21 protein-coding genes are annotated in these 25,682 nt (G+C 31.5%); 14 read left to right on the forward strand and 7 right to left on the reverse strand.

Annotation, left to right across the window (positions count from 1 at the left end; all coding sequences use genetic code 11):
* The first annotated feature begins 4 nt into the window (after positions 1 to 4).
* The 5 genes from QEJ31_RS11855 to QEJ31_RS11875 all read left to right on the forward strand — a co-directional run bounded on the left by QEJ31_RS11855 (position 5) and on the right by QEJ31_RS11875 (position 6,932).
* Positions 5 to 2,533, forward strand: a complete 2,529-nt coding sequence (locus tag QEJ31_RS11855; RefSeq protein ID WP_280590388.1) for a cytochrome c-type biogenesis CcmF C-terminal domain-containing protein — start codon at positions 5 to 7, stop codon at positions 2,531 to 2,533.
* On the forward strand, positions 2,527 to 3,678 hold the full coding sequence (locus QEJ31_RS11860) for a hypothetical protein (protein ID WP_280590390.1): 1,152 nt from the start codon (positions 2,527 to 2,529) through the stop codon (positions 3,676 to 3,678). The genes QEJ31_RS11855 and QEJ31_RS11860 overlap by 7 nt, the downstream gene beginning before the upstream one ends.
* A gap of 77 nt (positions 3,679 to 3,755) precedes the next feature.
* Positions 3,756 to 4,115, forward strand: coding sequence for a hypothetical protein (locus tag QEJ31_RS11865; protein WP_280590391.1), 360 nt, complete (start codon positions 3,756 to 3,758; stop codon positions 4,113 to 4,115).
* A 132-nt stretch (positions 4,116 to 4,247) separates the two neighbouring features.
* Positions 4,248 to 5,564 carry a hypothetical protein gene (locus QEJ31_RS11870; protein ID WP_280590393.1) on the forward strand — a complete coding sequence of 439 codons (1,317 nt, stop codon included), beginning with the start codon at positions 4,248 to 4,250 and terminating at the stop codon, positions 5,562 to 5,564.
* A gap of 87 nt (positions 5,565 to 5,651) precedes the next feature.
* Positions 5,652 to 6,932, forward strand: coding sequence for a hypothetical protein (locus QEJ31_RS11875; RefSeq protein ID WP_280590394.1), 1,281 nt, complete (start codon positions 5,652 to 5,654; stop codon positions 6,930 to 6,932).
* Here the strand turns inward: QEJ31_RS11875 and QEJ31_RS11880 are convergent, their stop codons facing one another.
* From QEJ31_RS11880 to QEJ31_RS11890, 3 genes are read right to left on the reverse strand one after another with little or no spacing between them, the layout of a single operon-like run.
* The gene (locus tag QEJ31_RS11880) at positions 6,933 to 7,988 is read right to left on the reverse strand and encodes an SIS domain-containing protein (protein ID WP_280590396.1); all 1,056 of its coding nucleotides are present in this window, start codon (positions 7,986 to 7,988) and stop codon (positions 6,933 to 6,935) included.
* Between the two features lie 24 nt (positions 7,989 to 8,012).
* Positions 8,013 to 9,077, reverse strand: a complete 1,065-nt coding sequence (gene sohB / locus QEJ31_RS11885; RefSeq protein ID WP_280590398.1) for a protease SohB — start codon at positions 9,075 to 9,077, stop codon at positions 8,013 to 8,015.
* Between the two features lie 20 nt (positions 9,078 to 9,097).
* Positions 9,098 to 10,963: a cytochrome c biogenesis protein CcdA gene (locus QEJ31_RS11890; protein ID WP_280590399.1), complete on the reverse strand. Its 1,866-nt coding sequence runs from the start codon at positions 10,961 to 10,963 to the stop codon at positions 9,098 to 9,100.
* Positions 10,964 to 11,130: 167 nt separating this feature from the next.
* Here QEJ31_RS11890 and gpmI point away from each other — a divergent pair, with 167 nt between their 5' ends.
* The 4 genes from gpmI to QEJ31_RS11910 all read left to right on the forward strand — a co-directional run bounded on the left by gpmI (position 11,131) and on the right by QEJ31_RS11910 (position 15,919).
* On the forward strand, positions 11,131 to 12,879 hold the full coding sequence (gpmI, locus tag QEJ31_RS11895) for a 2,3-bisphosphoglycerate-independent phosphoglycerate mutase (RefSeq protein WP_280590400.1): 1,749 nt from the start codon (positions 11,131 to 11,133) through the stop codon (positions 12,877 to 12,879).
* Positions 12,880 to 12,893: 14 nt separating this feature from the next.
* Positions 12,894 to 13,817, forward strand: coding sequence for a MazG family protein (locus QEJ31_RS11900; RefSeq protein WP_280590402.1), 924 nt, complete (start codon positions 12,894 to 12,896; stop codon positions 13,815 to 13,817).
* 75 nt (positions 13,818 to 13,892) lie between these two features.
* Positions 13,893 to 14,879 carry an SseB family protein gene (locus tag QEJ31_RS11905; RefSeq protein ID WP_280590404.1) on the forward strand — a complete coding sequence of 329 codons (987 nt, stop codon included), beginning with the start codon at positions 13,893 to 13,895 and terminating at the stop codon, positions 14,877 to 14,879.
* A 26-nt stretch (positions 14,880 to 14,905) separates the two neighbouring features.
* On the forward strand, positions 14,906 to 15,919 hold the full coding sequence (locus QEJ31_RS11910) for a KpsF/GutQ family sugar-phosphate isomerase (protein WP_280590406.1): 1,014 nt from the start codon (positions 14,906 to 14,908) through the stop codon (positions 15,917 to 15,919).
* A gap of 9 nt (positions 15,920 to 15,928) precedes the next feature.
* Here QEJ31_RS11910 and QEJ31_RS11915 read toward each other — a convergent pair whose 3' ends face one another.
* Together QEJ31_RS11915 and QEJ31_RS11920 are read right to left on the reverse strand one after the other, a co-directional pair.
* Positions 15,929 to 16,879 (reverse strand): hypothetical protein, encoded by a 951-nt coding sequence (locus QEJ31_RS11915; RefSeq protein ID WP_280590408.1) that lies wholly within the window; start codon positions 16,877 to 16,879, stop codon positions 15,929 to 15,931.
* Entirely contained in the window at positions 16,872 to 17,336 is a 465-nt protein-coding gene (locus QEJ31_RS11920) for a hypothetical protein (RefSeq protein ID WP_280590410.1), read from the reverse strand. Before QEJ31_RS11920 ends, QEJ31_RS11915 begins: the two co-directional genes overlap by 8 nt.
* 103 nt (positions 17,337 to 17,439) lie before the next feature.
* Here QEJ31_RS11920 and QEJ31_RS11925 point away from each other — a divergent pair, with 103 nt between their 5' ends.
* Together QEJ31_RS11925 and QEJ31_RS11930 are read left to right on the forward strand one after the other, a co-directional pair.
* Complete coding sequence (locus QEJ31_RS11925) at positions 17,440 to 19,764, forward strand: bifunctional (p)ppGpp synthetase/guanosine-3',5'-bis(diphosphate) 3'-pyrophosphohydrolase (RefSeq protein WP_280590412.1); 2,325 nt, start codon at positions 17,440 to 17,442, stop codon at positions 19,762 to 19,764.
* On the forward strand, positions 19,761 to 20,948 hold the full coding sequence (locus tag QEJ31_RS11930) for an MFS transporter (protein ID WP_280590414.1): 1,188 nt from the start codon (positions 19,761 to 19,763) through the stop codon (positions 20,946 to 20,948). The genes QEJ31_RS11925 and QEJ31_RS11930 overlap by 4 nt, the downstream gene beginning before the upstream one ends.
* Here the strand turns inward: QEJ31_RS11930 and QEJ31_RS11935 are convergent.
* The gene (locus QEJ31_RS11935; protein WP_280590416.1) at positions 20,937 to 21,653 is read right to left on the reverse strand and encodes an SDR family oxidoreductase; all 717 of its coding nucleotides are present in this window, start codon (positions 21,651 to 21,653) and stop codon (positions 20,937 to 20,939) included. The genes QEJ31_RS11930 and QEJ31_RS11935 overlap by 12 nt on opposite strands.
* Positions 21,654 to 21,860: 207 nt before the next feature.
* On the opposite strand from QEJ31_RS11935, the gene argH reads away from it, so the two are divergent.
* The 3 genes from argH to QEJ31_RS11950 all read left to right on the forward strand — a co-directional run bounded on the left by argH (position 21,861) and on the right by QEJ31_RS11950 (position 24,519).
* Positions 21,861 to 23,159, forward strand: a complete 1,299-nt coding sequence (argH, locus tag QEJ31_RS11940) for an argininosuccinate lyase (RefSeq protein WP_280590417.1) — start codon at positions 21,861 to 21,863, stop codon at positions 23,157 to 23,159.
* Between the two features lie 16 nt (positions 23,160 to 23,175).
* Positions 23,176 to 23,958 carry a transporter substrate-binding domain-containing protein gene (locus tag QEJ31_RS11945; RefSeq protein ID WP_280590418.1) on the forward strand — a complete coding sequence of 261 codons (783 nt, stop codon included), beginning with the start codon at positions 23,176 to 23,178 and terminating at the stop codon, positions 23,956 to 23,958.
* A 168-nt stretch (positions 23,959 to 24,126) separates the two neighbouring features.
* Positions 24,127 to 24,519 carry an acyl-CoA thioesterase gene (locus QEJ31_RS11950; protein ID WP_280590419.1) on the forward strand — a complete coding sequence of 131 codons (393 nt, stop codon included), beginning with the start codon at positions 24,127 to 24,129 and terminating at the stop codon, positions 24,517 to 24,519.
* A gap of 27 nt (positions 24,520 to 24,546) precedes the next feature.
* Here QEJ31_RS11950 and QEJ31_RS11955 read toward each other — a convergent pair whose 3' ends face one another.
* Positions 24,547 to 25,590, reverse strand: coding sequence for a chitinase (locus tag QEJ31_RS11955; protein WP_280590420.1), 1,044 nt, complete (start codon positions 25,588 to 25,590; stop codon positions 24,547 to 24,549).
* Positions 25,591 to 25,682: the final 92 nt, after the last annotated feature.

Below are 25,682 nucleotides of genomic sequence, written 5' to 3' on the forward strand. Positions count from 1 at the left end.
TTTTATGATTGAAGTCGGGTATTTTTCGTTTTGTCTTGCCTTTTTATTTTCTATTTATGGATTAATAATGGGGGGGTATGCATTATTTAAACCAAAAGTTGCCGTTATAGCAAGCGCAAGAAATGCATTAATTTGTGTATTTTTTTGTGTTCTATTTTCTTCCTTAGTTTTATGGAATGCAATATTTTTTCATGATTTCTCTGTAAAATATGTTTATAGACATTCTTCGATAGATATGCCTCCTTTATATTTATTTACTGCATTTTGGAGTGCTCTCGAAGGTAGCCATTTGCTTTGGACTCTTTTAATGAGCGCTGTTGTTACGTTATCCTTAGTAACTGTAAAAAAAGAAAATGCATCTTACTATCCTGCATTATGTCTTGCTTATGGTTGTGCCTTATTTTTTATGTTATTTTTAAACATTACTTATTCAGCTCCCTTAGAAAGATTATTTCCAGCTGGAAAATTTGGCGAAGGCATGAATGCTCTTCTTCAAAACCCCTATATGGCAATTCATCCGCCAATGCTTTTTACTGGATATTGCTTACTGATAGTTCCTTTTGCGTATTCTTTTGCTGCATTAATTTATGGGAAGTTTTCAAACCAATGGATTTCAACAGTCAGAACCTGGAGCCTATATAGTTGGGCGGTTTTGACCATCGCTATTTTTTTGGGAGGAAAGTGGGCTTACGTAGAATTAGGTTGGGGCGGATATTGGGGTTGGGACCCTGTAGAAAATAGTTCTTTTATGCCTTGGCTAGCGCTAACTGCCGCTTTGCACACACTTCTTGTTACCGATAAGACAGGCAGATTGCCAAGATTATTGCTTTTTTTAAATATGTTGGCATTTGCGTTAACTTTTCTCGGTACATTTATTACCCGTTCAGGTGTAATAAGCAGTGTCCATTCTTTTGCTGAAAGTGAAATAGGCCCAGCTTATCTAATTTGGGTTGTGTTTTTATTAACATTAGCGGCAGGATTAGTTTTATTGAGAGGCTATTTATTACCTGGAGCTGCTAAAGCAAACGATTGGCGAGTTTCTAAAGAAAGCGCTTTGCTTTTTACTATTTTCTTTTTTCTTTTTCTCTTAGCTTTAGTTTTTATTGGTACAATATTGCCTTTAGTAGTTGAAGCCACTCGCGGTATTAAAATATCTATTCAGCAACCATTTTTCAATGCTTTTGCTCCTTGGATAGGATTTGGATTAGTTTTACTCTTAGGAGTTGGGAATTTATTACGTTGGAAAAATGGGAAAATTCCAAATCCAATTTATTGTCTATTGTTACCTTTTATTTTGGCAGGTATTTTAACTTACTTTATTAAAAAACAACATTATTTAGATCTCAAAAATACGCTTGCATTTCAAATTATAATCTGGACATCTTTGGTATTAATTATGGATTTAATCTATAAATTAAAAGCATTAAGATGGAATACCAAACTTTTTTTAATTTATAATAGACCTTATTTAGGTTCAATCATTATCCATCTAGGTTTTTTGTGTGCAGTTGCCGGTTTTTTAGGTAACTACCGAGGGTTATCTGCCGAGGTTAATTTAAAACTGCATGAATCAACAGAATTTAATGGTTATATAATAAAAAATGAAGGATTAGGATACAATCGCGAATATAATGCTCAATATGTAATAAGTAAAATAAAAGCTATCAAACAAGACTCAAAAGAAGAAGTTTTTATTTTGCCAATGCGCAGTAAATTTACGAATAATGAACAATGGTTTAATGAAATTGGTATTCATTCAACAATATGGCATGATCTTTATATTGTTTTAGCATCTTTTGATATCAATACTCAATCAGTTTCTTTAAAAATGAATTGGAATCCTACTGTTAAATTAGTTTGGACAAGTTTATTGATTATGATACTTGGAGCTGCAATTGCTGTTTCACATAAAATTAGAAAAAGATCTTTAGAAATTGATGAAAATGGGAAAATTAAAGATACAAATATTGATGACTATTTGTCAATGATAATTGCAAATACCTCTAGAAGTTCTTCAGCAAAAATAAGTTCTAGCTTATTAATAATTTTTATTATTTCTCTCTTTTCTTTTGGGTTATCAGGAACGGTATATGCACAATCAAATTCTAGTCAACCTCAAACGAATATAAAGTTAATACCTGCACAACAATTAGATCCTAAACTTGTAGATGTCGCTCAGGAACTTAGATGTCCAACATGTATTGGAATGAGTGTCCTTGAAAGTGATACTTTGCAAAGTGTTGCTATGCGAACAGAAATTGAAAAACAATTATCTGAAGGAAAAGATAAAGAACAGATAGTAAATTACTTTAAAAAAGCATATGGGCCATGGATTTTGCGCGAACCAGATGCGAAATCGTCTTTAGGTTTCCTTATTTGGCTAATACCAATTTTGGGTATTATATTAGGACCTATGCTAATTATTTTTTGTTTAAAAAGAGCAAGAAAGAACATGAAAATAGAAAATGATAAATTACTATTAGAATTAAAAGAGTTTGTGAAAATAAAAAAGGAAGAAATTGGAAAATGTTAATAAATTTAATAATCTGTATTGCATTAGCAATTCCTTTAATATTTTTTATAATATACCCTTTGCTTAGTAATTATGGAAATACTAACATCCTAAAACGAAACTTTACATTTCAAACGGAAAATGAATTAAATAATATACTAATTCTAAGGAATGCGCTTTTCCAAAAATTAGTGTATGGAAGATCAGAATTAAAAGATATTGAATTGCTCAGTGAAGCAGAAATTTATCAAAGTCTTTTGGCGATCTGTGCAAAACTTGAAGATGAAGAGTTGCCTAAATTCCCAACTGAGGTTAAAAATCCTGTTAACAATCAGGAAGAAGGCAATATAAAAAAAGACTTTTTGTATTCTCTAGTTATTTTATTGGGAGTACTTTTTATAGTATTTAATTTTTTATCGTCTAGTGCGTTTGCTTTAGGAGATCAAAAAAATGAAAATATACCCACTGATGTGGTTATTCCACCACCAACTATTTTAGATAAATCCGGATATTGGCTTCCTGCAGTAAATCAATATATTTTAATGCCAGCAATGGGTGAAGTAAAAGTTTATTATGTAGGAATGTTTACAAATACTTTTCATGCAAAGGGAACTCAATTATTGTTACCTTTTCCACAAGGATTTACTGATCTAAAAATATTAGGCGCGCAAAATGCTACTTTGGAAAAAAATGGTGGTCAGGAAAGTCCTGTATTGAATTTAGAATTAAGTGAAGGAGTCAATCAGATCAGTGCTGAATTTTCATTACCTGCTTCGCAAGGGATTGCTAAGTGGCAAGCTGCTAATTTACAGACGTTACCTGGAGTTACTATTATAATGATGCCCGAGCATAATGCTGCTTTGCGGAATTTACTGTCAAATTTTTTTCGTACACCAAATGTTTGGCCACCTAGATTAGAAAACATCAGTACACAATTTCGATCTATTTTAGGGCCAGATCCTTTAGATTTATCAAATTCAAAATTAAAAGATCCTAACCAATTATCGCGCCAGCTAGTACGAGTTGGAGATAAATCCGCTGATTTTCCAAGTTTTGAAATTTATGGGGTGATTCCTAGTCGAGCATATATTTATCTCACCATTTTATTTTTTGCTTTTTTTCTTTTTACAGTTACAGCCATCTCAATTTTTAAAACGTCAAAATAATTTGTGTAGTTACATTTTATCAGAAAAAAAAACTGATACTCTTCTTGCTCCTCTTGCTTCTCCTAGCTAAGATATAAATGAGTTTGATAAGGAGGTTTTTTTTTATGATTTTAAATAGTGAGTCTGTAGAATTAATTCGCATAAATGCAATTCGGTTAGCTAGCTCTATCCGTAGTAAAGATGATTTGGTTGATCTTGCTACTGCTAGTTCTTTTGAACAAGTTTTTTCCGCAATTGAAACCATTCTAACAAATACAGAAATGTATTTTGATGATGATTTGCTTATACAACTTGATGTTCAAACATGGCAAAGTTTTAAGGCAGTATTGCTTGTCTACACATTAAATGTAGTTAATCGTCAAATTTATCTTGCACGTGAGTCAAGTTTTTCACACCAACAAGGCCGCGATTTTGGTGCAAGTACAACAAATCTTTAATTTATTTCTTTAGCTCGCTTGCACAATTCGGATTCCTCAAATATGATGTAATGGTATTTAATTAAAGTCTGTTTCGTTAGCTATAGGTAATATTGTCAACAGTTTTTATTGTTACTTTATTGGAGGCTCTACATGAACCGTCTACTTAAGACTACGTCACTTCTTGCTTTAGTTTCTGCTCCGTTTTGTGCAAATGCGCAATCCCCGACTGATTTTTCTAATTTCTCTCCTAGATTAAAGTTACAAAGCCGTTATAGCTTGTACGATTCCTATCGTAACAATCAAAGCGACTTAATAACTAATACTGCTCGTTTTGGTTTAAATTATCGTTATAAAAATGTTATGGGCGTATTAGAAGTACAAGCGGGCTCCCCATCTGATACCTATACTCAAGCGAGTAAATCATCTACGACAACTGGTAGCAGTACAACATCTACAACAAATGGTTCCCAAAATTTATTCCAAGTAAGAAGAGCTTTCATTGGATTAGAGCTTGTTAATATGGAACCTGCGACCGTTTCCTTAATTATGGGACGTTATCGTTTCGTTGCTTCCCAAGTGTATGCACCTGATGCAATTACTCAAATATTAGCTACTAACTTAGACAACGTTTCCAGCTCCACAAGTTCTGATGGACTCATTGCTAAATATGCAGGTAAATTTGATTTTGGTAAGGTTGGTGCAGAATTTGGTGTTGTAAATAATATTGCGGTAGCAAAATATTCAACTGGTTCTTCTTGGTTTGGTAACACTTCTATAGTGTCAAGTGACAACTCATTCAGTGCAGCACCAAAAACTCAATCCCGTGGTATGCAAGGTGTGTTAACTGGTGACATCGATGTTGGTGATGGAACTGTTGAAGCAAGATTTGGCTACGGTATGCAAAATGGTGCTGTAACATCAGTAAGTGCAAGTACTTATACAAATCAAGATGTAACTAACCTAGAAGCGTCTGCTGGTTACAACTACATGAAAGGTCAAATTAAGGGCGGTGTGTGGTACCAAGCTGTTACTTTAGCGAAAGCGCAAACTGGTACTATCGTCGGCGTTAATAATGTTCCAGCTTATACAACTGTTACTTCACCAACTGCAGATCAAGACTCTCAAAATATATCAACCATTGGTGTAGGTGTGACAGGAAATTCTAAATTATTTGGAATTACAGGCTTGTTGGCTGATGGAGATGCCTTTACTTATGGAATAGGTTATCAAAATGTAAACGGACAAGAAGCAACTGGTGGTGGTTCTAATGGTGTGACTGCATTTACAAATCAATCACTCCAAATTAGTCAATACAACGTTGGAGTTGGATACAATCAAGGGGTATTCAATCTTGAGTTGAACTATGCAATGTCAAGTGCAAATTATGAAATTTATACTAACAATGATGGAGTTGCAAAAGAAAAAACTGCAAGTATCGTGTATCTAGTTGGTACAATTTCTCTATAATAAGATTTTTTTATACATTTCGAAAATAGGTGCTGATTTAAATTAGCATCTATTTTTTTAACTGTTTTAATAGAAAAAGATATGAAAATGCTGAAAAAAACTTTCTTCTTTTTCCTAATGACTCTTGCCTTAAATGGAGCTGCTAAAGCAAATACTGAGCAGCAAGTTTTAAAACCATTTATCCGCATTCAATCTCGCTATAGTATTTATGATAGTTATAGAAATAATCAGTCAGATACAATAAATTCTTTAGGACTAGGTATACTATATAAGGCTAAAAATATTTTTGGTGCTTTTAATTGTCAAGTCGGCTTGCCTGCCGATCCTTATTCAAGTCAAATAAATACAAGCCCATCAACAACAAATGGCTCACAAAATTTATTGTCAATAAGAAGAGCCTTTGTTGGAGTGAGTGGGATTAATTTTCAGAATAATTCATTATCATTTATAATTGGAAGATATAGAGTAACAGGACCTGTTTTATATACCCCCGATGCGCTTGATTATGTAATAGCTACAAATTTAACTTTGCATTCTAGTTTAGTTGGTTCAGATGGTATCTTTCTAAAATTTTCTGGTGATTATGATACTTGGAAATTTAGTAGTGAATTTGGGTTTGTAAATTCAATTCAAGTTGCTCAAATAAGAACAGGAGGAAACTGGTTTTTTATTCCCCAAATTGTGAATAATGCTGACACAACCTTTGGTTCTTCTCCGAATACACAATCCAGAGCATTTATAGGCAGTTTAGGAAGTGATTTTTCAATCTCTGATGGTGTTCTTGAATTAAGAGCTTTATATGGTTCACAACAATCAGCAGTCACTAAAGTTTCAGGAGATACAAATTATACTGCACGAGATGTTTCTGATTTTGAATCCTCAGTTTCATATAATTATAAATCTGGGATAATTTCAGGTGGTATTTGGTTTCAATCTGTTTATTTAGGACAAAGTAAATCAGGTATTAAGTCAGCAACGAATCAAGTCAATTATTCAAATTCTACTAATGATGATTCTCAAACGATAAATACTTCTGGGTTAAGTTTTATTTTGAATAGTAAATTTTTCAATTTAAGCGATTTTCTTGAGAAAGAAGATTCAATTTTCCTTACTTTAGCTTATCAAAAAATATCTGGTCTTTTAGTTTCTGGAGGCGGAGCCTCGACAGGAGTAACAAGTTTTTCTAATCAATCTTTGAATAATGATATCATAAATGCAGGATTTGGATATAAACAAGAAGCATTTTCTTTAGAAATAGATTACTTATATACAAAAGCTAATTATGAAATTTACACAAATAATAATGGCATTCAAAATCAAAAAGAGGCAAGTATTCTTTATTTAATTGGAACTTTATTGCTTCAATAATTATAAAGTACTAGTTACTTTATTTAAGTTTTTTGGTGTATCTGGATTTCTTCCTAGGCTTTTTGCAAATAATGCGGAAAATTTATAAAACTTATGAATAAATAAAATACTATTTGCTATAGGATGAATCGAATTTCCTATACTAATGACTGGAAGATTTAAAAATAAAGTTTTATTTTCTTTTAAAATTTCATTTGTGCCTATTATAAAAATATTAGCTTCTTTTTTAAGGAAATTTTCAATTAATAAAAGCATATTCGGTAAAGTTTCATCTTTATTTAAAAAAACTATTACTGGAAAACTTTTATTTATTAATTCAAAAGGACCATGCATTACCTCTGCACCACTAAAAGCTTCGGCATGAATACCGCTTGTTTCTTTTAATTTTAGAGCGGCTTCCATTGCAATAGGAAAAGTATAACCTCTTCCTAATACAAGAAAATTTTTTGCATTTTTAAAAGTTTCAATTGGAAATTCATCTTTATCATTAGCAAATTCATTTAATCTTTGACTTATAACTTTAAAGCAATCAATATTTATACTATTTTGGGGATTTAAATAATATGCTAATTGAATAATTCTAACTAAGCTAGCAATAAAACTTTTAGTAGCAGCAACAGAATATTCTTTTCCTGCCAGTAATGGAATATTAAATTTACTTTGATCTGCAAGAGGTGAATTGTTTTCATTAATAAACGAAACAGTAACTGCTCCATTTTGCTTTGCATATTTCATTGATTCAACTAAATCAAAGCTTTTTCCAGATTGCGAAATTCCAAGCACTAAAGAATTTTTATAATTTATATTTTTTTGATATATTGTGTGGATTGATGGTGCTATAGATGCAGTTGCTATTTCCAATTGCGTTTCAAAAACATATTTTGCAAATGTTGCTGCGTGATCAGAACTACCTCTTGCTATAGTAGCAATAAAATGAATTTCTACATTTCTTAATGCAGTTATTATTGGAAGAAAAAGAACGTCTGAGTTAAGTATCAAATTATTAATGATACTAAGCGTTTCGTTTGTTTCTTTTTCCATTAATGTTGTTTCCATTTAGGTATTTTCCTATCAATTGGATTACATTAATAAAGGATATTTGTTTTCTTCTTTTTCAACATTTTTTGTCAAAAAAGTTTGCAATAAACTTTGTGCTGTTCCTGCTAATTTATCTTTAAAAGACTCTTTTTTAGGAGTAAAAATATGATAAATATCATAGTCTTTACTTAAATTTAGAAGATAATCATCACTTGTTTTTAATTCATCGACTAAATTTAATTCAATTGCTTTTACCCCAAACCAATATTCACCTGTTGCTACTTTAGCGATGTCTACAGAGTTTCTATATTTACTGACATGATCTTTAAAAAGTTCATGCACTTCTTCTATTTGTTCTTGAAATTTAGCTTTTTTCTTTTCAGTTACTTCGCCAAATGGTGTAAGTGTTCTTTTATACTCGCCGGCAGTCATTTCTAAATATTCAATATTATTTTTGTGTAGAAGTTTATTTAAATTTGGTAACGAGGCAATTACACCAATAGAACCTAAAATGGCAAAAGGTGCTGCAATAATTTTATTTGCTAAACATGCCATCATGTAACCACCACTCGCTGCTACTTTATCTACACAAATGGTTAAAGGAATGTTTCTTTCTTTAATTCTCGCCAGTTGTGAAGATGCTAAACCATAAGCATGCACCATTCCCCCTGGGCTCTCTAAACGAATCACTATTTCATCTTTGGGAAGTGCAGTTTGCAAAAGAGCGGTAATTTGCTCGCGAAATGTTGTGACAGAGCTAGCAGCGACATCACCGTTAAAATCTAATACATAAACTTTTTTTGGTAGTGGTAAATCTTTTTGCTCTTCTTTTTCTTTTTTCTTTGCTTGATTTTTTTCTTTTAAAAAAAGTTTTTCTTTTTTTAAGTAAGTTTTATATTCTGTTTCTTCCATAATTTCTTTTAGTATTTTTTCTTTGTTTTCTTTATAAGTTTCATTCAATTTTTTTATTTCAATTTTAATTCCTTGCGCAAGTTTTTTCTTTCGTAAACTTATTAATGCTAAAATACCAAAAAAAACTAAAAATAAGCCAAGAACCCCCAGAACTGCCAGAGATAATTGGAACCAAGAAAACAGGGACTGTGACATAGATATAGCTCCTCAGAGTTTCAGTTGATAAGATTCATAGCAGTATTCATTAGTTTTCCTGCAGAAGCGTAACCTTGTAATAAGATAGTTGGTTTTGCATCGAAATCGCTACTCGCTTTAAAATATGCAATTGCTGGCAAACCATTTATTTGCCATCTATTTACAAGAATTTGAATATCATCTGGTAAATTTGTGTAATCAAGTTTTACAACAATAAAATTTTGGTGGAGAAATTCAATGAGCTTTGGATCTTGCCAAGAAGTTTCTTCCATTTCTAAACAAGCTGTGCACCAATCTGCCCAAATATCAATTAAGATAGGTTTATTTTCGGTTTTTGCAATTTCAACTGCCCTTTGGTAGTCATTTAACCAATTTAATTTATTATTTGTTAATTTTGTCGAGATATTAATTTCAGATCTCTTTAGATAAAAACTATTTGTAGTATATAAAGTAACCCAAAGAGCTAAAAAACAAGTTGTTAAGATAAGGCCACATTTTGAAAGAAATCCAATTAAATTGTTTTTTATTGTGAATACAGTAAAGATAGAGGCGCTAAGTAGTAATATAAAAACTGTTAAAAACTTTGGTTTTAAATAGATATCCTGTACATAAGAAATTTTTTGGAGGTAAATTCTTAAGTAATATAAAGCTAATGCAAACATTAGAGCGGCAAAAAATATTTTTATAAAATTAACTAGGCGGGGGAACTTAGGAACTTTAGTGAGACCCTGCCCAAAGTATCCCAGAGCTATGTAGGGTAGGCCAAAGCCTAAGGCAAAGAAAAACATATATGTAAAACCTACAATAGGATTTTTATTTTGTGCAATTAAAATAAGTATTGTGCTCAGAACAGGGCCTGTACAAGGTGCAGAGATTAAACCAGAAACAGATCCCATTGTTAAAACAGCTATCTTAGGATAATTTTGTGCGAGCGGAATTTTATTTCCAAAAGATTGCAAGCTACTTAAATTAAATACTCCAAGCATAGACAAACCAAGCAAGAACATAATTCCTGCAATGATCAAATTAAAGATGGGATTTGCTAATTGAGATCCAAAAATACTTCCCGATAATGCTGCAAAAACTCCAAGTAATGAATAGGTTAAAATCATCCCTAAGACATAATAAAGCGGTAGTAAACCTTTTTTTCTCTTGGCGTTTATTCCAGAAAATTGTGACATAACATTTAAAGTAATTGGAATCATCGGATAAACGCAAGGTGTTAAATTCATCAGAAGTCCAGCAAGTAATAAAGCTGGAAATAATATCCAACTTCCTTTTCCAATTGCATCTTGTATTTTAATGGCTAAATTATCATTTAAAAGAGTGATTTTGTCACTGACTACACTTTCATTTTTCGCTATTTGCGAATCAACTTCATTTCTAGGTTGAGAAAAATTTGAGTTTCCAGAATTGAAAGAAAAATTTTCTTTGGATAAAGTAGAAATACTACCAACTTTTAAGTCAATTTGTAATTTAGCTGGAACTAAACAAACCGAATTTGAACATGACTGAACATTGATTTCTAAAGTGTCATTTATATTAAAATGTTTTTCTGATTTTATGATAAATTGTGTTTTATTTTTAAATATTTTTTTCTCAGTTTTAAAAAAAGGATCATGATAACTTTCTGGCAATTTATCAGATTCGTATTTTAACTCAAAAGGTAGTTGTTGAGAGATATTAAGAAAAAATTTTAATTTATCTTGATATATTTTAAAATCATCTTTTGTGGTAAGTGATAAAATAATAGCAGGATGTTGTCCTAAATCAATTTTTATAACTTCAAACTTAATCACGTTTTCTATTTTAACTTGTTGATCAAATTGGGAAGATTTAAATTCTTCAGGAAAATAAGTAGATTCCGCATATGCTGCAGAATTCATAAAAATTATTCCAATAAAAGTGCAAAAAAATTTAACTAAAAAAGCAGGAACTATTTTCACCTTTGACCTCAAATTCTAAACATAAATTGACCTGTCGCCATTGCATCGGTAAATTAACCGAGAACTTCGTACTTGTTTTACGGAGACTAATATTGGAGCAAAACAAAATGAGTTCTACTAATTTGTATCAGTTAAAACGCATATCACCTACAATTCCTAATCTCAAAATTCTCACTATCGTGATGGATGGTGTCGGTTTAACAAACATTCAAGCTAATATAACTTCTGAACTGAAGAAGCAAAATGGAATTTTACCTGCAGAAGCCTTTCAAGTTGGAAATGCGGTAAATGCGGCTTATACTCCTAATTTGTCAAGTCTTTTTTCTCATCCATTATTTCGAACAATAAAAGCGCATGGTTTAGCTGTAGGTTTACCAAGTGACGAGGATATGGGAAATAGCGAAGTAGGCCATAATGCTTTAGGTGCGGGAAGGGTTTTTGCGCAAGGTGCAAAATTGGTAAATGCAGCCATAGAAACGGGTGCTTTGTTCCAAGGTAATGCATGGAAAAAATTAGTATTAAGGCAAGAATTAAAATCAGGACAAAATACATTGCATTTTTGTGGTTTATTTTCTGATGGAAATGTACATAGTCATTTAGAACATCTTTTTGCATTAATTCAGCAAGCAAAAAAAGAAAATGTGAAAAAAGTCCGTCTTCATCTTCTTCTTGATGGGCGTGATGTAGGGCCTTTAACTGCAACTGAGTATATTGCCAAATTGCAAACTTTTTTATCCGAAATAAATAGCGGCAGTTTTGATTGCAAAGTTGCATCTGGAGGAGGAAGAACTTTTGTCACGATGGATCGGTATGAAAGCGATTGGAGTATTGTTGAAAGAGGTTACCAAGCGCATGTGTTAGGAGAAGGTCGTGAATTTTCTTCTATTTTGGAAGCAGTTGAAGTTTTAAGAAAAGAAAAAAATTATTTTGATCAAGATTTGCCTCCGTTTGTCATTTTTGAAAATGGCAAACCAGTTGGAACAGTTGAAGATAATGATAGCTTTGTTTTTTATAATTTCAGAGGCGATCGTGCAATAGAAATAACCCGCGCTCTCACGGAAGAGAACTTCTCAGCATTCCAGAGAAAAAGATTTCCAAAAATATTTTATGCTGGAATGATGCAGTATGATGGTGATTTAAAATTACCAGAATTATTTTTAGTATCACCTCCAGCAATTGATTGTACTTTAAGTGAGCTGCTTAGTAATGCTAATATAAAACAATTTGCTTGTAGTGAAACACAAAAATATGGGCATGTAACTTATTTTTGGAACGGCAACAGAAGTGGAAAATTTAATCCGAGTTTAGAAAATTATATTGAAATTCCTTCTGACCTTATCCCTTTTCAAGAACGACCTTGGATGAAATCAGCTGAAATAGCTGATGAAACTATTAAGCAAATGTATAATAATTCTTTCGAAATAGGGCGAATTAATTTTGCGAATGGCGATATGGTTGGGCATTCAGGTCATTTTGCTTCTGCTGTTTTATCAGTTGCAGCCGTTGATCTTGCCTTAGGAAGAATCATGCAAGTTGCTAAAGAAACAAATACAATATTGATTATTGTTGCTGATCATGGAAATGCTGATGAAATGTTTGAATTAGACAAGAAATCGAAGAAGGTTGTGTATGAAAAAAATGGTTTTCCTAAATTAAAAACAAGTCATACTTTAGCGCCAGTACCATGTGCATTTTTTAATACTGAGATATTAGATAAATCTGTAACTTTACGTGAAGATTTACCTAATGCAGGATTGGCAAATATTGCTGGAACTATTCTTCATTTAGCTGGTTTTGATACTCCCCCTAATTATGAACCCTCATTGCTAATCATTGGTGAAAAAAAAAAGAATTAAGTAGTAATGAAATTTTGCAAAAAAAAGTTCTTTATTGCCAAGATAATTTTTCACAACGTTACAATTTGGCTCTTGAAACATTAAGTTTTGCCGACACAATAGCTCAGTTACGTTCCCCAGAGGGATGCCCTTGGGATAAAGAACAAGATTTAAATTCTTTACAGTCATATTTAATTGAAGAATCTTATGAAGCTATTGAAGCTGTTCAAATATATTTGCAAAATAAAACATTAGAAAATGCAAAAAATTATGCTGATGAATTAGGTGATGTTTTATTGCAATTATATCTAAATTCACAAATAGCTTCTGAAGAAAATTTATTTAATATTTTAGATGTTTTTAAATCTATCAATAAAAAAATGATCGATAGACATCCACATGTGTTTGCTTCGAGTGAAATGCTTAATATTAAAAATTATTCAGATGTTATAAAGCAATGGGATGAAATAAAAAACAATGAAAACGGAACAAAAAAAATAAGTAATTCCTCTTCATTACTAAAAAAAGCTATAAAAAAGAAAGGAATACCTACTCTAAATTTTGGACAAGAAATATCAAAAAGAGCAAAAAAATTAGGCTTTAGTTGGAATACATTACCTGAAATATTTGGAGATGTTTTATCAGAAATTGAAGAACTTAAAGAAGAATTTGCACAAAATAAAATTAATATCGAGCGAGTAGCTGATGAAATAGGAGATGTGGTATATGCTCTTTGTAACTTAGTGCAATTTCTTAAAGAAACAAACATTGAAGCAAAGAATTATGATTTTGATTTATTAGCAAGAGGTGCAATTGATAAATTTATCAACAGATTTATGGAAATGGAAAAGATCATGGAAGAAAATGGCACACCTTTAAGCGAAAATACTGTAAAAAATATTTCTTTGGAACAATGGAATGATTTATGGAAACAAGCTAAAAAGAGACGTTATCGTTAATATTATGCCTTGCCAAAGTAGGCTTGGTGTAGCATGTTTCGCTATGTTTTATGATTGAAGATAAAGGAAACTTTTATGGTACTCAAAAGTCTGTTTGGCAAAAAAGACCCAACTAAAAAAACTGAAAATTCATCTACTATTGAAAGCTCTGAAGAAAGTATTCCTTCAGAATCCCAACCACAACAAAATGAACCTTCACCGGCTCTACATTTAGAAGGTGCTATGGTTGAAAATGCAAGAAATGATAATGCTGAAACAAGAGCAAAGGTCTATCAAGAGCTTCTCTTTTCAGACCTGTTATTAGCGTTGGCTGATACAGGAGCTCCTAGTGCTGCAGTAAATGAAGCTACAGCCATTGCTGAAAATCCAAGCGTAAATGTCGCTATTCTTGCTAATAATCAAGGAATCCAATTTGCAGCTGCATTTACAAGTGCTGCTGCTGCAAGACGCTGGCGAGCTGAAGGCGGTCAATATGTTTCAATAAGAGGTCAAGATGTTTTCAAGCTGTTGGAACCAAGTCCAGCTGAAGTCATTGTTATAAATCCAGGTAGTGCTCCATTTGTCGTATTGAATAAGGTTGAGTACAAGCAGCTTGCAATGGGAATAGTTCCACAAACTCAACGCAGTCCTGTACAAGTAAATGTTTCTAATGAAACGAACCCTAATCAAGCACCTGCCGATGGTATGCAAATAGCTTTCCCACCAGATGCGTTTAATGAGTTGCAAAAACAACACGCTTTGAAAGTTTTAACTGATTTTGAAAATATTGAAGCAGCTGCATTAGGAGCTATTTTACCGCCTAATACTTCTCAAGAAAATGGTTGGTTAAGAACTATCTTTTTAAGAGTTGTTGGATTGGAAGAATCTCAAGAAGCTGTACAAAAATTTTGTTTAAACGTGCGTGATACGATGCGGAAAGATAATGAATTTTTCCTTGAAACCCAGTTTGAAGTAGGGGTTATGCCTGATCCTAATTTTTGGTTAGCAATGCACCAAAATAATTTTATTTTGCTTGATAAAAATCCACCTAATATAACTACAGAAAATGTAATTAAACAATAATTAAAAGCTTTGGAGAGTCTCTGGATATGTTAGAACCCATGATTAAAAGTGCAATTGAAAGAACAGAGCATTTTTCTCAAGCAATTAGCTGGTATAAAACAGCTTTCCAAGAAAACGATGATTTTAATCAAACATTTCAAACATTAGCTAATGAATTAGTAGCATGTTCAAGATTAAATACTTCATTGAAGCAAGTGTTTTTTGTGGCAGTTGGCAAATCAGCACAAGTGGCTCAATTAGCTGTTTCAATGCTTGTTAGTGTTGGCATCGTGGCGCGTTTTGTGCATCCAACTGAAGCATTTCATGGAGATTTAGGTGTAGTTGGAAAACAAGATACCGTCGTTCTAATTTCAAATAATGGGAAAAGTAGCGAATTATTGCAGCTAATTCCAGGTCTTCAAGATAGGGAAGTTAAAATCTTTGTTCTTACATCCAAAGCAGACTCTCCATTAGCAAAAATTGCTAAACATGTTTTATTCATTCCTCCCTTTGAAGAAAAATGCCCTTTAAGTCAAGCACCTATAACAAGTTCAATAACATCCCTTGCGCTTTGTCAATTACTAGTAGCTGCAACCGTTGAACTAAGAAATTTTCCCATAGAAGAATATGCTAAAAATCATCCAGGTGGGGCAATTGGAAAGAGAATATTTTTAAAAGCAGATACTTTAATGATCCAGGGAGAAGATTTACCGTTAGTGCATAAAGATGAAAGCTTTAAAACTGTAATTTCTATTTTTACAAAATTTTCAAAAGCTGCTGTTTTAGTAGTTGAAGGAAAAAAGTTTTTAGGTCTTATTTCTGAAAAAGATCTGCGGACAGCTATGGAAAAATTTGGTGCACAAGTTTTTGAACTTAAAGCAAATGAATTTATGAATAAAAATCCTACCGTAATTTCGCCAGGCATGTTAGCTGTTGATGCATATAAGAAAATGTGTTCAAAAAATCCTCCTTTCAATTTACTACCTGTAGTTGATGAAGAAGGTAATGCAGTAGGAATGCTAAGAATGTTAGATTTTATTTCGGCAGGAATTCATATTTAGCTTTTGATTTTATTTTTTTTGAATATTTTTTGTTTTTTCAGTCTTTTCTAGTTTTTCACTTACAACGCTGTCTAAAGTTGCACTTGCTAAGGATCTTAATTTTGGATCCTGATGATATTTTGCTAACCATATTATTTCTCTTTTTATATAACCATCTTTTTTTCCAAGTGCTTTCATGATTGGAAATAGACGAAATTCAACCCAAGGTTCTTCACAGCGAAAACTAGAGATCCAAACTTTAGGATTATTCTCGACAATTTTAATTATTTGATCTAAGAAAGTTTCTCGATAAGATGTTGTCGAAGCTGCAAAAATAATATTTAAATCATTAAATTCACTTTCGGTTAATTTTTCTTTTCTAGAAATCATTTCAGTTAAATATCTCCCCATTAAGATTGGAGTCCATATTCTAACCATGTCAGGATATTTTATTTCTTTTCCCAATTGAGCTTTTCCATATTCTGAAACGTTTAATAATTTTGTATTGTCTTTTTCACGGATTTCTTTTCCAACTCTTTTTATCCAGCTTTTTAACGAAAGAATGTAACCCTGTTCATTAGTTTCTTTAAGTACGTCTATCCAGCTACTCAAATATCCTTTGTCAATTTCTAATTCAATCATTTTTGTAGCTTCAGGAATTTTGGCTACTAGAGCTAGTGATAAAATAGATTGTTCTCCAGCTTTTGGTTTGTATTCTTTTTCTGAAATTATTTTTTTTATGTATTCTGTCAGAATTTCAATACACGAGGGGTACTTTTTTTTCGCTAAACCAGAAATGAATTCGACTCTTTTTTGTTCGTTGGATAAAATTTCTTTTCCAATGTTTGCTAAAAATTTTTCTTGATTCGAATTTTTTTCACAAAAATTTATGTAGTATTCGTCTGAATTACTAGCTGATTGTGCAGATGCTACATTAGCTGTTAAAATTAACAGAGAAAAGATATAAAAGTTTTTAAACATTTGTATTTTCAACTTTCCAAATAAAAGAATGATTAGTATCTAGCATTAAGATAAAACTTATAGCTTTAGTATGAGATAAGTTTTTTAATTTAAATAATAGGTCATTGAGAGAGATATATTCATTTGCATAGAAGAAAATTTTTTCATTGCTTTCTGGTGCATTGGAATTTAATCGGGCAAAAGGATAAAGTATATCTATGGGGAGTTTTGCAAGTAACTCTACTTTATAATGAAATTTTATTTTTTTTCCTGTCATTCGTGAGAGTTCTTCAGAAATATAAAGTGTACTTCTTCTGAATATGCTTCTATGTTTTGGAAATTCAATTTCTTTTTGGCATAGTATTGGTAGTAGAGAGGTTCTTAACTCATTTAATTTTTTATGTAAAATAATCCATGCGAGAAGACCCCATACTAAAAAAACAGCAAAGATAAAATGAAAAATAAAATTTGCTAGCAAACAACTCTCCTTAACTTTACAAAAAGCTTGTCTTTGTGCAAAATCTACTATGCAAATTATTGCATATTCTTTTGATTCTTAACACAAAGGGAGTTAATCCTGAATGGGAAATGAAAATAATAAAACATTTCTTCCGTACGTTGAGCCGATGAAACCTGAAACCGATTCTCCCTTGGAAGACCCTGAGAAAATAGCGCAAAATGCATACCTTTCATTAAAAGAGAAATGCTTACAATATTTGGAACCTTCAGTTGAGCCCATTTTATACAAAGCTTTTCAATTTGCCCACAATTTGCATGCTGGGCAAATGCGAAAGAGTGGTGAACCCTATATTATCCACCCGTTGGCAGTTGCTGAAATTCTATCCGAATTTAAAATGGACGAAACTTCTTTAGTTGCAGCAGTTTTGCATGATGTGGTCGAAGATACTCACGTCTCAGTTGAAGAGGTATCTAAGGAATTTGGTGAACAAGTTGCTGCGTTGGTTGAAGGTTTGACCAAATTGGCAAAAGTGCAATTTCGTTCTTCGCAAGAAAAAATGGCCGAAAACTTTCGCAAAATGATAGTCGCAATGTCTCGAGATATTCGGGTGATTATCGTTAAACTTGCGGATAGAACGCATAATATGCGGACTCTGCGCGCTTTAAGTTTAGAAAAAAGACAACGGATTGCTGAAGAAACTCTAGAAATATATGCCCCTCTTGCTGGACGCTTGGGGATGTATAAAATAAAAGCTGAATTAGAAGATTTATGTTTACGCGAATTAAAACCTTCGGTTTACTATAGCTTAATTGCAAGAGTTGCGCAGAAAAAAACCGAGCGGGACAAAATAATAGAGCAGGCTAGAGATCACTTAGACCAACGATTAAAAGAAGCGCAAATTAATGCCAAAGTTTATGGAAGAGCTAAACATTTTTATTCTATCTATCGAAAAATGTCTGATAAACAAATTGAATTTGAAGATATCTATGATTTGTTTGCGCTGCGCGTAATAGTAAATACAGTGAATGAATGTTATGAAACATTAGGTATTATTCATAATATTTACCGCCCAGTTCCAGGTCGTTTTAAAGATTTTATTGCCATGCCAAAAGCAAACTTATACCAAAGTTTGCATACGACAATTGTTGCCGCAAAAGGTGAATTATTGGAAGTTCAAATTAGAACTGCGCAAATGCATCATATCGCTGAAAACGGGATCGCCGCACATTGGGCTTACAAAGAAAGAAAAAAAGATCCTTCATCTGCTGGGCAAGTGAATCCAGCTGCTTTTGAAAAATTTAAGTGGTTAAAACAAATTGTAAAACATCAAAAAGAACTTTCTGATCCAGATGAATTTTTGGAAGCAGTGAAAGTCGATTTATTTGATGAAGAAGTTTATGTGTTTTCTCCAAAAGGGGACGTCTTTGAATTGCGAAAAGGAGCAACTTGCCTAGATTTTGCTTTTGCGATTCATACCGATCTTGGTCTTAAAACAACTGGAGCAAAAATAAATGGTAGAATTGCAACATTACGTACACGTTTACACAGTGGTGATGTAATTGAATTATTGGTTGGAAACAAAGTTCGAGCTACTAAAGATTGGTTAAACTTTACTACTACTACAAAAGCTAGAAATAAAATCAGAGCATGGCTTAGAAGCGAAGAAAGAACCCAGGCAAAGCAATTGGGGCAAGAATTGCTTGAAGAAGAATTAACTAAAAATTCTTCGAGCTTTGAAAAACTCCAAAAAATGGGAGTCTTTCAAGAATTAAATAGATTATTTAGTGTAGGGGGATATGAAGATTTTATTCTCCAAATTGGATATGGAAAAATTGATGTAAAGCCTGCTGTGCAAAAATTATTAACTTCATTACAGCTTCCTAAAATTCAAGAGACTATACCGATTGCGACTGAACCTGTTAAAACGATGCAACAAGAGCTCCAAGAAATGCGTTCGGTACAAGAAGCAATAAAACAGCGACAAGGTAAAAACAGAGCTGGTGGTGAAGATGCAGTCAGAGTGCAGGGTATGACTGGAATTGTGGTTCGGATGGCTCGCTGTTGCGAACCCTTGCCCGGACAACCTATAGTCGGTTTTGTTTCACGCAGTCGTGGGGTTACGGTTCATGCTGCAAGTTGCCAATGGGCCTTGTCAAACGATCCTGCGCGGAGAGTCGATTGTTCTTGGAATATTGTATCTGCAACTACACACAATGTACGGGTACGAATTACAGCACACGATAAACCAGGAATTTTGGCGGCTATTACTAAGATGGTTTCTGCTTCGCATATTAATATTGCTGGGATGGAATGTTTTACTAACCCACAAAAAAGAGCTGTCATTTTATTAAAGCTAGAGCTTACTGATATTCATCAGTTAAAAGATATTCATCAAAAGATTGAGGCTGTTGATGGGGTTATTTATGTAGAAAGAACAATGGGATGAATTACCTAAAAAAATATAAGGTTCTTGGAGTTTTAATTTTTGCTGAAAGTATTGAACGCTTTGCCTATTATTTTGTTTCTTTTTTGATCCCAGCTTATATGATGTCTAATAGTGAAAATGGCGGATTGGGGTTGACGCAAAATTTTTCAACTTTAACTTCTAGCTATTTTTCATTTGGAATTCTTCTTTTTCCATTAATATTAGCCCCTGTTATAGATAGATATTTTGGGCACTTAAAATCAGCTTTGTATGGTGGAGTTTTTTTAATTTTAGGTTACTTTACTGCATTTATTTCTGAATTCTTTTTTAATTATATGATTGTTTTAGGCTTAATTCTTTTAATGCTTGGTACTTCTTTGGTTAAACCAGCTTTTTCTGTGTTAGTAGGTAAATATGCAGGAACATCATATAAGTTACAAGAATTTTCATATGTGCTTTATATCATATTTGTAAGCATTTCATCAATTTTGTCTGCATATTTATCTGCAAAGTTTTTAAATGAATTATTACAGTTTAAACCTTTATTTTTGTTTTCTTGCATATTAATGAGTTGTTATACTTTTATTTTAGCCTTTGTTTATCGCAAAGAAAAAAATGTGAAAGTAAATTACTGTTCAGGATTTAAATTCAAGCAATCAAATAGTATCATGATCCAAAGTTTACTTTTTTGTTTACTAATAGGGGTGTCTGTCTCACTTTCTGGAAGAATATTTACTTATCCTAATCAAATAAGTTTTTGGTTAATTTCATTCCTTTGTGTTTTCATTTTGCTTATTCTTTTTGTTGCTAAGATTAAATTGATATCTAAACTAAAATATTACTTTATTGTTATTTTTAGTATACTAATTTTTTATGTTTTAAATAATTTATTTTTAAGAGAGTTAGGAACTATTTCTCCTTCAATTCCAAGTGTTTTTTCTGGTTTTGATATGTTGAATAATTTTTTAATTTTTCCTTTTTGTCTAGCTTTTATTTTAAGATATTCTCCGCCAAAAGCTTTAGCTACAATGCAAGCTTTAGCATTTTTTCTGTTTAGTTTATCTACTTTACTAGTTAAAAATTTTTTGGCGCAATACACATTTGCGCCAAGTACTCAACTTATCTTTTTAGCTTTGTTAACATTAGGAATATTTTTAAGCTTTTTAAAATTGATAAATTCTGTTGCAAAACATTCATACTCCTGAAAATAAATGCTCTAATTCTTTAGGGTTTTTTAACCAAATATTGCCATTCGTTTTCGACATGTTATCAGGAAATATATCTTCGTTTTCATTTTCTATACCTTTAAGTATGTTAATGGCAGCTTCATGCGTAGATGTTTTATCTAACGCAAATTCTTTGGCCATGTCCGTATCTATAGGACCAGGAAAAATGGCAAATACTTTTGTACCAGTAGATTTTAATTCGGCGCGCAAAGATTGAGTTAATGACCACAATGCGGCCTTTGAGGCACTGTAACCGGCTATACTTTCCATACTTGCTAATGCTACAATAGAAAGAACATTTGCAATTGCACCTTCTTTATTTTGAGTAATACTTGGGGCAAAAGCACGAATCACATTTAAAGTTCCAAAGAAATTTGTTTGGAAATCTTTTTCAATGTCTTCAATTTTTGCGTTAAGTGTCGAGCCAAATCCCAGAACACCTGCATTATTAATTAATATTTCAACATCTTTGATTTTCAAAGCTAAACGCTCAATTGATTCTTTTGAATTGATATTTAATTCTACTTTCTCAATGTTTTTAGCATTAAAATGACTTAATTTATCAATGTTGCGTGCGGTTGCATAAATTTTTTGCGCCCCAAATTCTAAGGCTTGTTCCACTAATGCTCTTCCAATTCCTCTATTGGCTCCAGTAATTAGAATTGATTTACCTTTTAATTTCATAATCAAACCTCTTTAAATGCTTGATGTTACAGGGAAGGGAGGTTGGTAGCATACAGACTATTTTAAAAATTTTCTATTTTAGAAAAAAATGAATTCCTTCTTGCCAGAATCAAAAAAACAAGGTAATTGAATAATTATCCAAATAATGAATAAATATTCATTATGATATTAAAAAATACAGTGAAACAACTATATAGGAAATTATATATGAACAGTAATTCTAAAGGTAGTAATATTTGGGGAGGGAGATTTACAAAGTCTTTAGATCCTCTTGCTGTTACTTTCAATGCCTCAATTTCTTTTGATTATAAATTAGCATACTACGATATCTGGGGAAGCCAAATACATGCAGAAATGCTAGGAAAACAAGAAATTATAACTAAAAAAGAAGCAGAACAGTTAATATCAGGATTAGAAAAAATAAAAAATAAAGTAATGCATGGAGAAGTTATTTTTTCCAATGATCTAGAAGATATTCATATGAATATTGAAAATTTATTATTAAATGAAGTTGGAGATGTAGCTAAAAAATTACATACAGCGCGCAGTAGGAATGATCAAGTAGCTTTAGATTTAAGACTTTATTTAAGAGCTGAAATTAAAGAAATTCTGTTACTTTTAGAGAATTCAATTAGATCTTTAAAATTTTGCCAACAAAAGTATGTGGATATTCTTTTACCAGGATATACTCACTTACAAAGAGCACAACCCATTAAATTAGAAAATTATTTTGGTGCATATATATCCATGTTTAGCAGAGATCTAACAAGATTAGAAGATTGTTTAAATCGGTTAAATTTTTGTCCTCTGGGAGCAGGTGCATTAGCAGGAACAGATCTACCAATAGATAGAGCTTATGTAGCAGAAAAACTTCAATTTAAAGGTACTATTGAAAATACAATAGATGCTGTAAGTGATCGGGATTTTGTTATGGAATTTCTTTCGGTATCAAGTATTATTATGACGCATTTATCAAGGTTTTCTGAAGACATTATAATTTGGGCTAGTGAAGAATTTTCTTTTGTGAAGTTGGATGATGCTTTTGCAACAGGATCGTCACTCATGCCGAATAAAAAAAATCCTGACATCCCAGAATTAATAAGAGGAAAGTGTGGGCGAGTATTTGGTAATTTAGTAGGAATTCTTTCTGTAATGAAGGCTTTACCTCTTGGTTATAATAAAGATTTACAAGAAGATAAAGAATCTCTGTTTGATACAGTTGATACTATAAAATCTTGTTTGCAAATATTTTCACCATTTTTAACAAGCTTGTCATTTCAAGTGGAAAATATGCAAAATGCAACAAAAAACAGTTTTATTTGGGCGACTAAACTTTTAGAAGAACTGGTAAAAAATAAAGTTCCATTTAGAGATGCACATGAATGCATAGGAAAAATAATTTTATATTGTATAGAAAGTAACAAAAATTTTTCAACACTAAATAAAAAAGAATGTGATTTATTTTCTCCATATTTATATTCATCTATTTTAAAACTTTCTTACTAGTATTCTGAGGGATAAAATGAATAATTTAATTAAATTTACTCTATTCTTAATTTCAAGTGGATTTTTGATAAGTAAAGGATATGCACAAGAGCTTTCAACTTTTCAAAAAATAAAAACTGAAAGTAAATTTACAACCTGTACTGCTGGAGGATTTCCACCTTTTTCTGTCCATGGGAAAGATGGTTGGGTTGGATTTGATATTGATATGATTAAATCGTATGCTAACTTTCTTAAAGTTAAATATGAAATAATTGATTATCATTTTGATGGTATTATTCCTGCATTAAATACAAAAAAATGTGATATGATAGTTTCAGGAATGACAATAACAGATGAACGTAAAAAATCAGTGCTCTTTAGTAATTCATACTTTAAAGACGGTATTAGTACATTAATGAAAAAAAATAATTCTGCACTTTTGAATGATTTTAGTTTTGAGAAATTGAATTCTGAAAATATTAAAATTGGAGTTCGTTTAGGTTATACAAGTGATTTTTATGTGGGAAAAAACTATAAAAAAGCAAAAATTTTAAAATTTAATGAAACGGTAGATTTAATAAATGCATTGAAAAATAATCAAATTGATGTGATATTTACCGATACAAATAATGCAGTTAATATTTCTTCTAAGTTTAGTGATTCTTTTATTTATAAAAATACAGAAGTACAAGATGAATATTTTGGAGTTGCATTTCGTTTAAAAGATAAAGATTTGATGGAAAACTTTAATCAATTTTTATCTTCTTGGACGAAAACTAAAGAATATACAGAAATTTATGAAAAGCATTTGGTGAAATGAAATATACTTGATGTTTATATAGAAAGGAAAATTGATTCAGAAATTATTTTTATCCCTATTTATCTCAAATGTAACATAATAAAAAAAGAATACAGTATTTACTGGATTAAAAAAAACTTGAAAAATTTATATTTTTATGTTTTGAGTTCGATAGAAGGAGACTAGAACGTGCAAGATTCAATTTTACTTTTTGATCAAACTATTGAGCCTAGATGGTGTGACTTTGATATGTACAACCATCTAACTAGTTCAAAATATATTGATTTATCTATTGAAGCAAGATACACATACTTTAAAAATCAAATACATAAAATGCCAGGAATGCAATTAGTCACGAAATCTGTTCAGGTAGACTATAAAAAACCAATTTATTTTTCTGAAAGTATAAATTTAAAATTATACTTGTTAGAACTTTCAGCAGTTTCATTTGTATTGCAAACGCAATTTTTAGTAAACAATAGTATAAATGCAATAGTAATAACAAAGCTTGTAACTATTATGGATAATAAAATTATTAAAATTCCAGAACTTTTTATGAATAAGTTAACAGGAATAAAGTAAATAATTAGTTCATTTAAAGCAATTTTATTAATTAATATAAGAAAGATTTTGAAAGTTTGCAAAAATTTTCATGTATTCATAATTAGACTTTTGATTGTTTAAACTTGAGCAATTTATTGAGACATAATCCAGTGTACATGGCTTATCTCTTGAAACAGACCACATATGCAACCCACCTAAGTTATTTTGTTTTGCAAATATTGTTAAATTATATGCATCAGTTAAAGTAAAATTTTCAGAACGAACGTCATTTAAACCTATCATCGGTGTTAATTCAATCAGATTCCAAATCTGAGAAGCAGAAAATTTAGGATAAATTTTCTCTAAAAAAAGATATAAACTATTTGCAGCTTGAATAGCATAATTAGCCATATTTTGATCGTAATTATAGCCATAATCCATAGTCATAATATTTACTTTATATTTAATGTTTAATTTTGCAGCTAAATTTAATAACCATTGACCATCAGCAGTGAGTCCGTCTGGCATTGTTGGTAAGGTAAAAGAAATTAAAATATTAGGATGCTCATTTTGAATTTGTTTTACTGCAAATAGTAGCTTTGTTAAGGCAGAACGATTTGCAAGAAGTGCCCCCTCAAGATCAAAGTCAAGTCCATTTGGCAGGTAGGTTGAAATTATATTTTCATATTCTTTAGTTAAGTTATCCACAGTTGAGCAGGTTATACTTAAGTCTGTGCCACTCGCTCCTCCTAAAGAAATAAAATATTTTATTGAATTTGTTATAAGTTGATTTGTTAAATAAATACCCCATTTATTTTGTACAGATAAAGATTCCGTTCCTGCCCAAGCGGCCTTACATGAGTTTCCTACCGCCTGAATAAAAGCGAGGGTGTAAGCTTTTGTATTGGTTTGTTGAGAAATAGGCAGAAGATCTGCTGGTCGGCCTTGCGGAAAGTATTGCCAATCCGACCACACTGCGTTTACAGTGACGTCATTGTAAGGAGAAAAATAGTTATTAGCACTTATCTTTGCTTCTTGAGCAAAGGTATTTAGGGAAAATTTTAAGAAGAAAATTAAAAATAATAATTTTGCAAATAAATTTTTGGGCATTATAAGTCTCCTTGATTAATTGTTCAAAGAATAATAAACAAGGAAGAAAGTAACTAAAAATGGATTGAAAAAATTATGACGTTCATTATCAA

The organism is Pigmentibacter sp. JX0631 (assembly GCF_029873255.1).
Lineage (GTDB): Bacteria > Bdellovibrionota_B > Oligoflexia > Silvanigrellales > Silvanigrellaceae > Silvanigrella.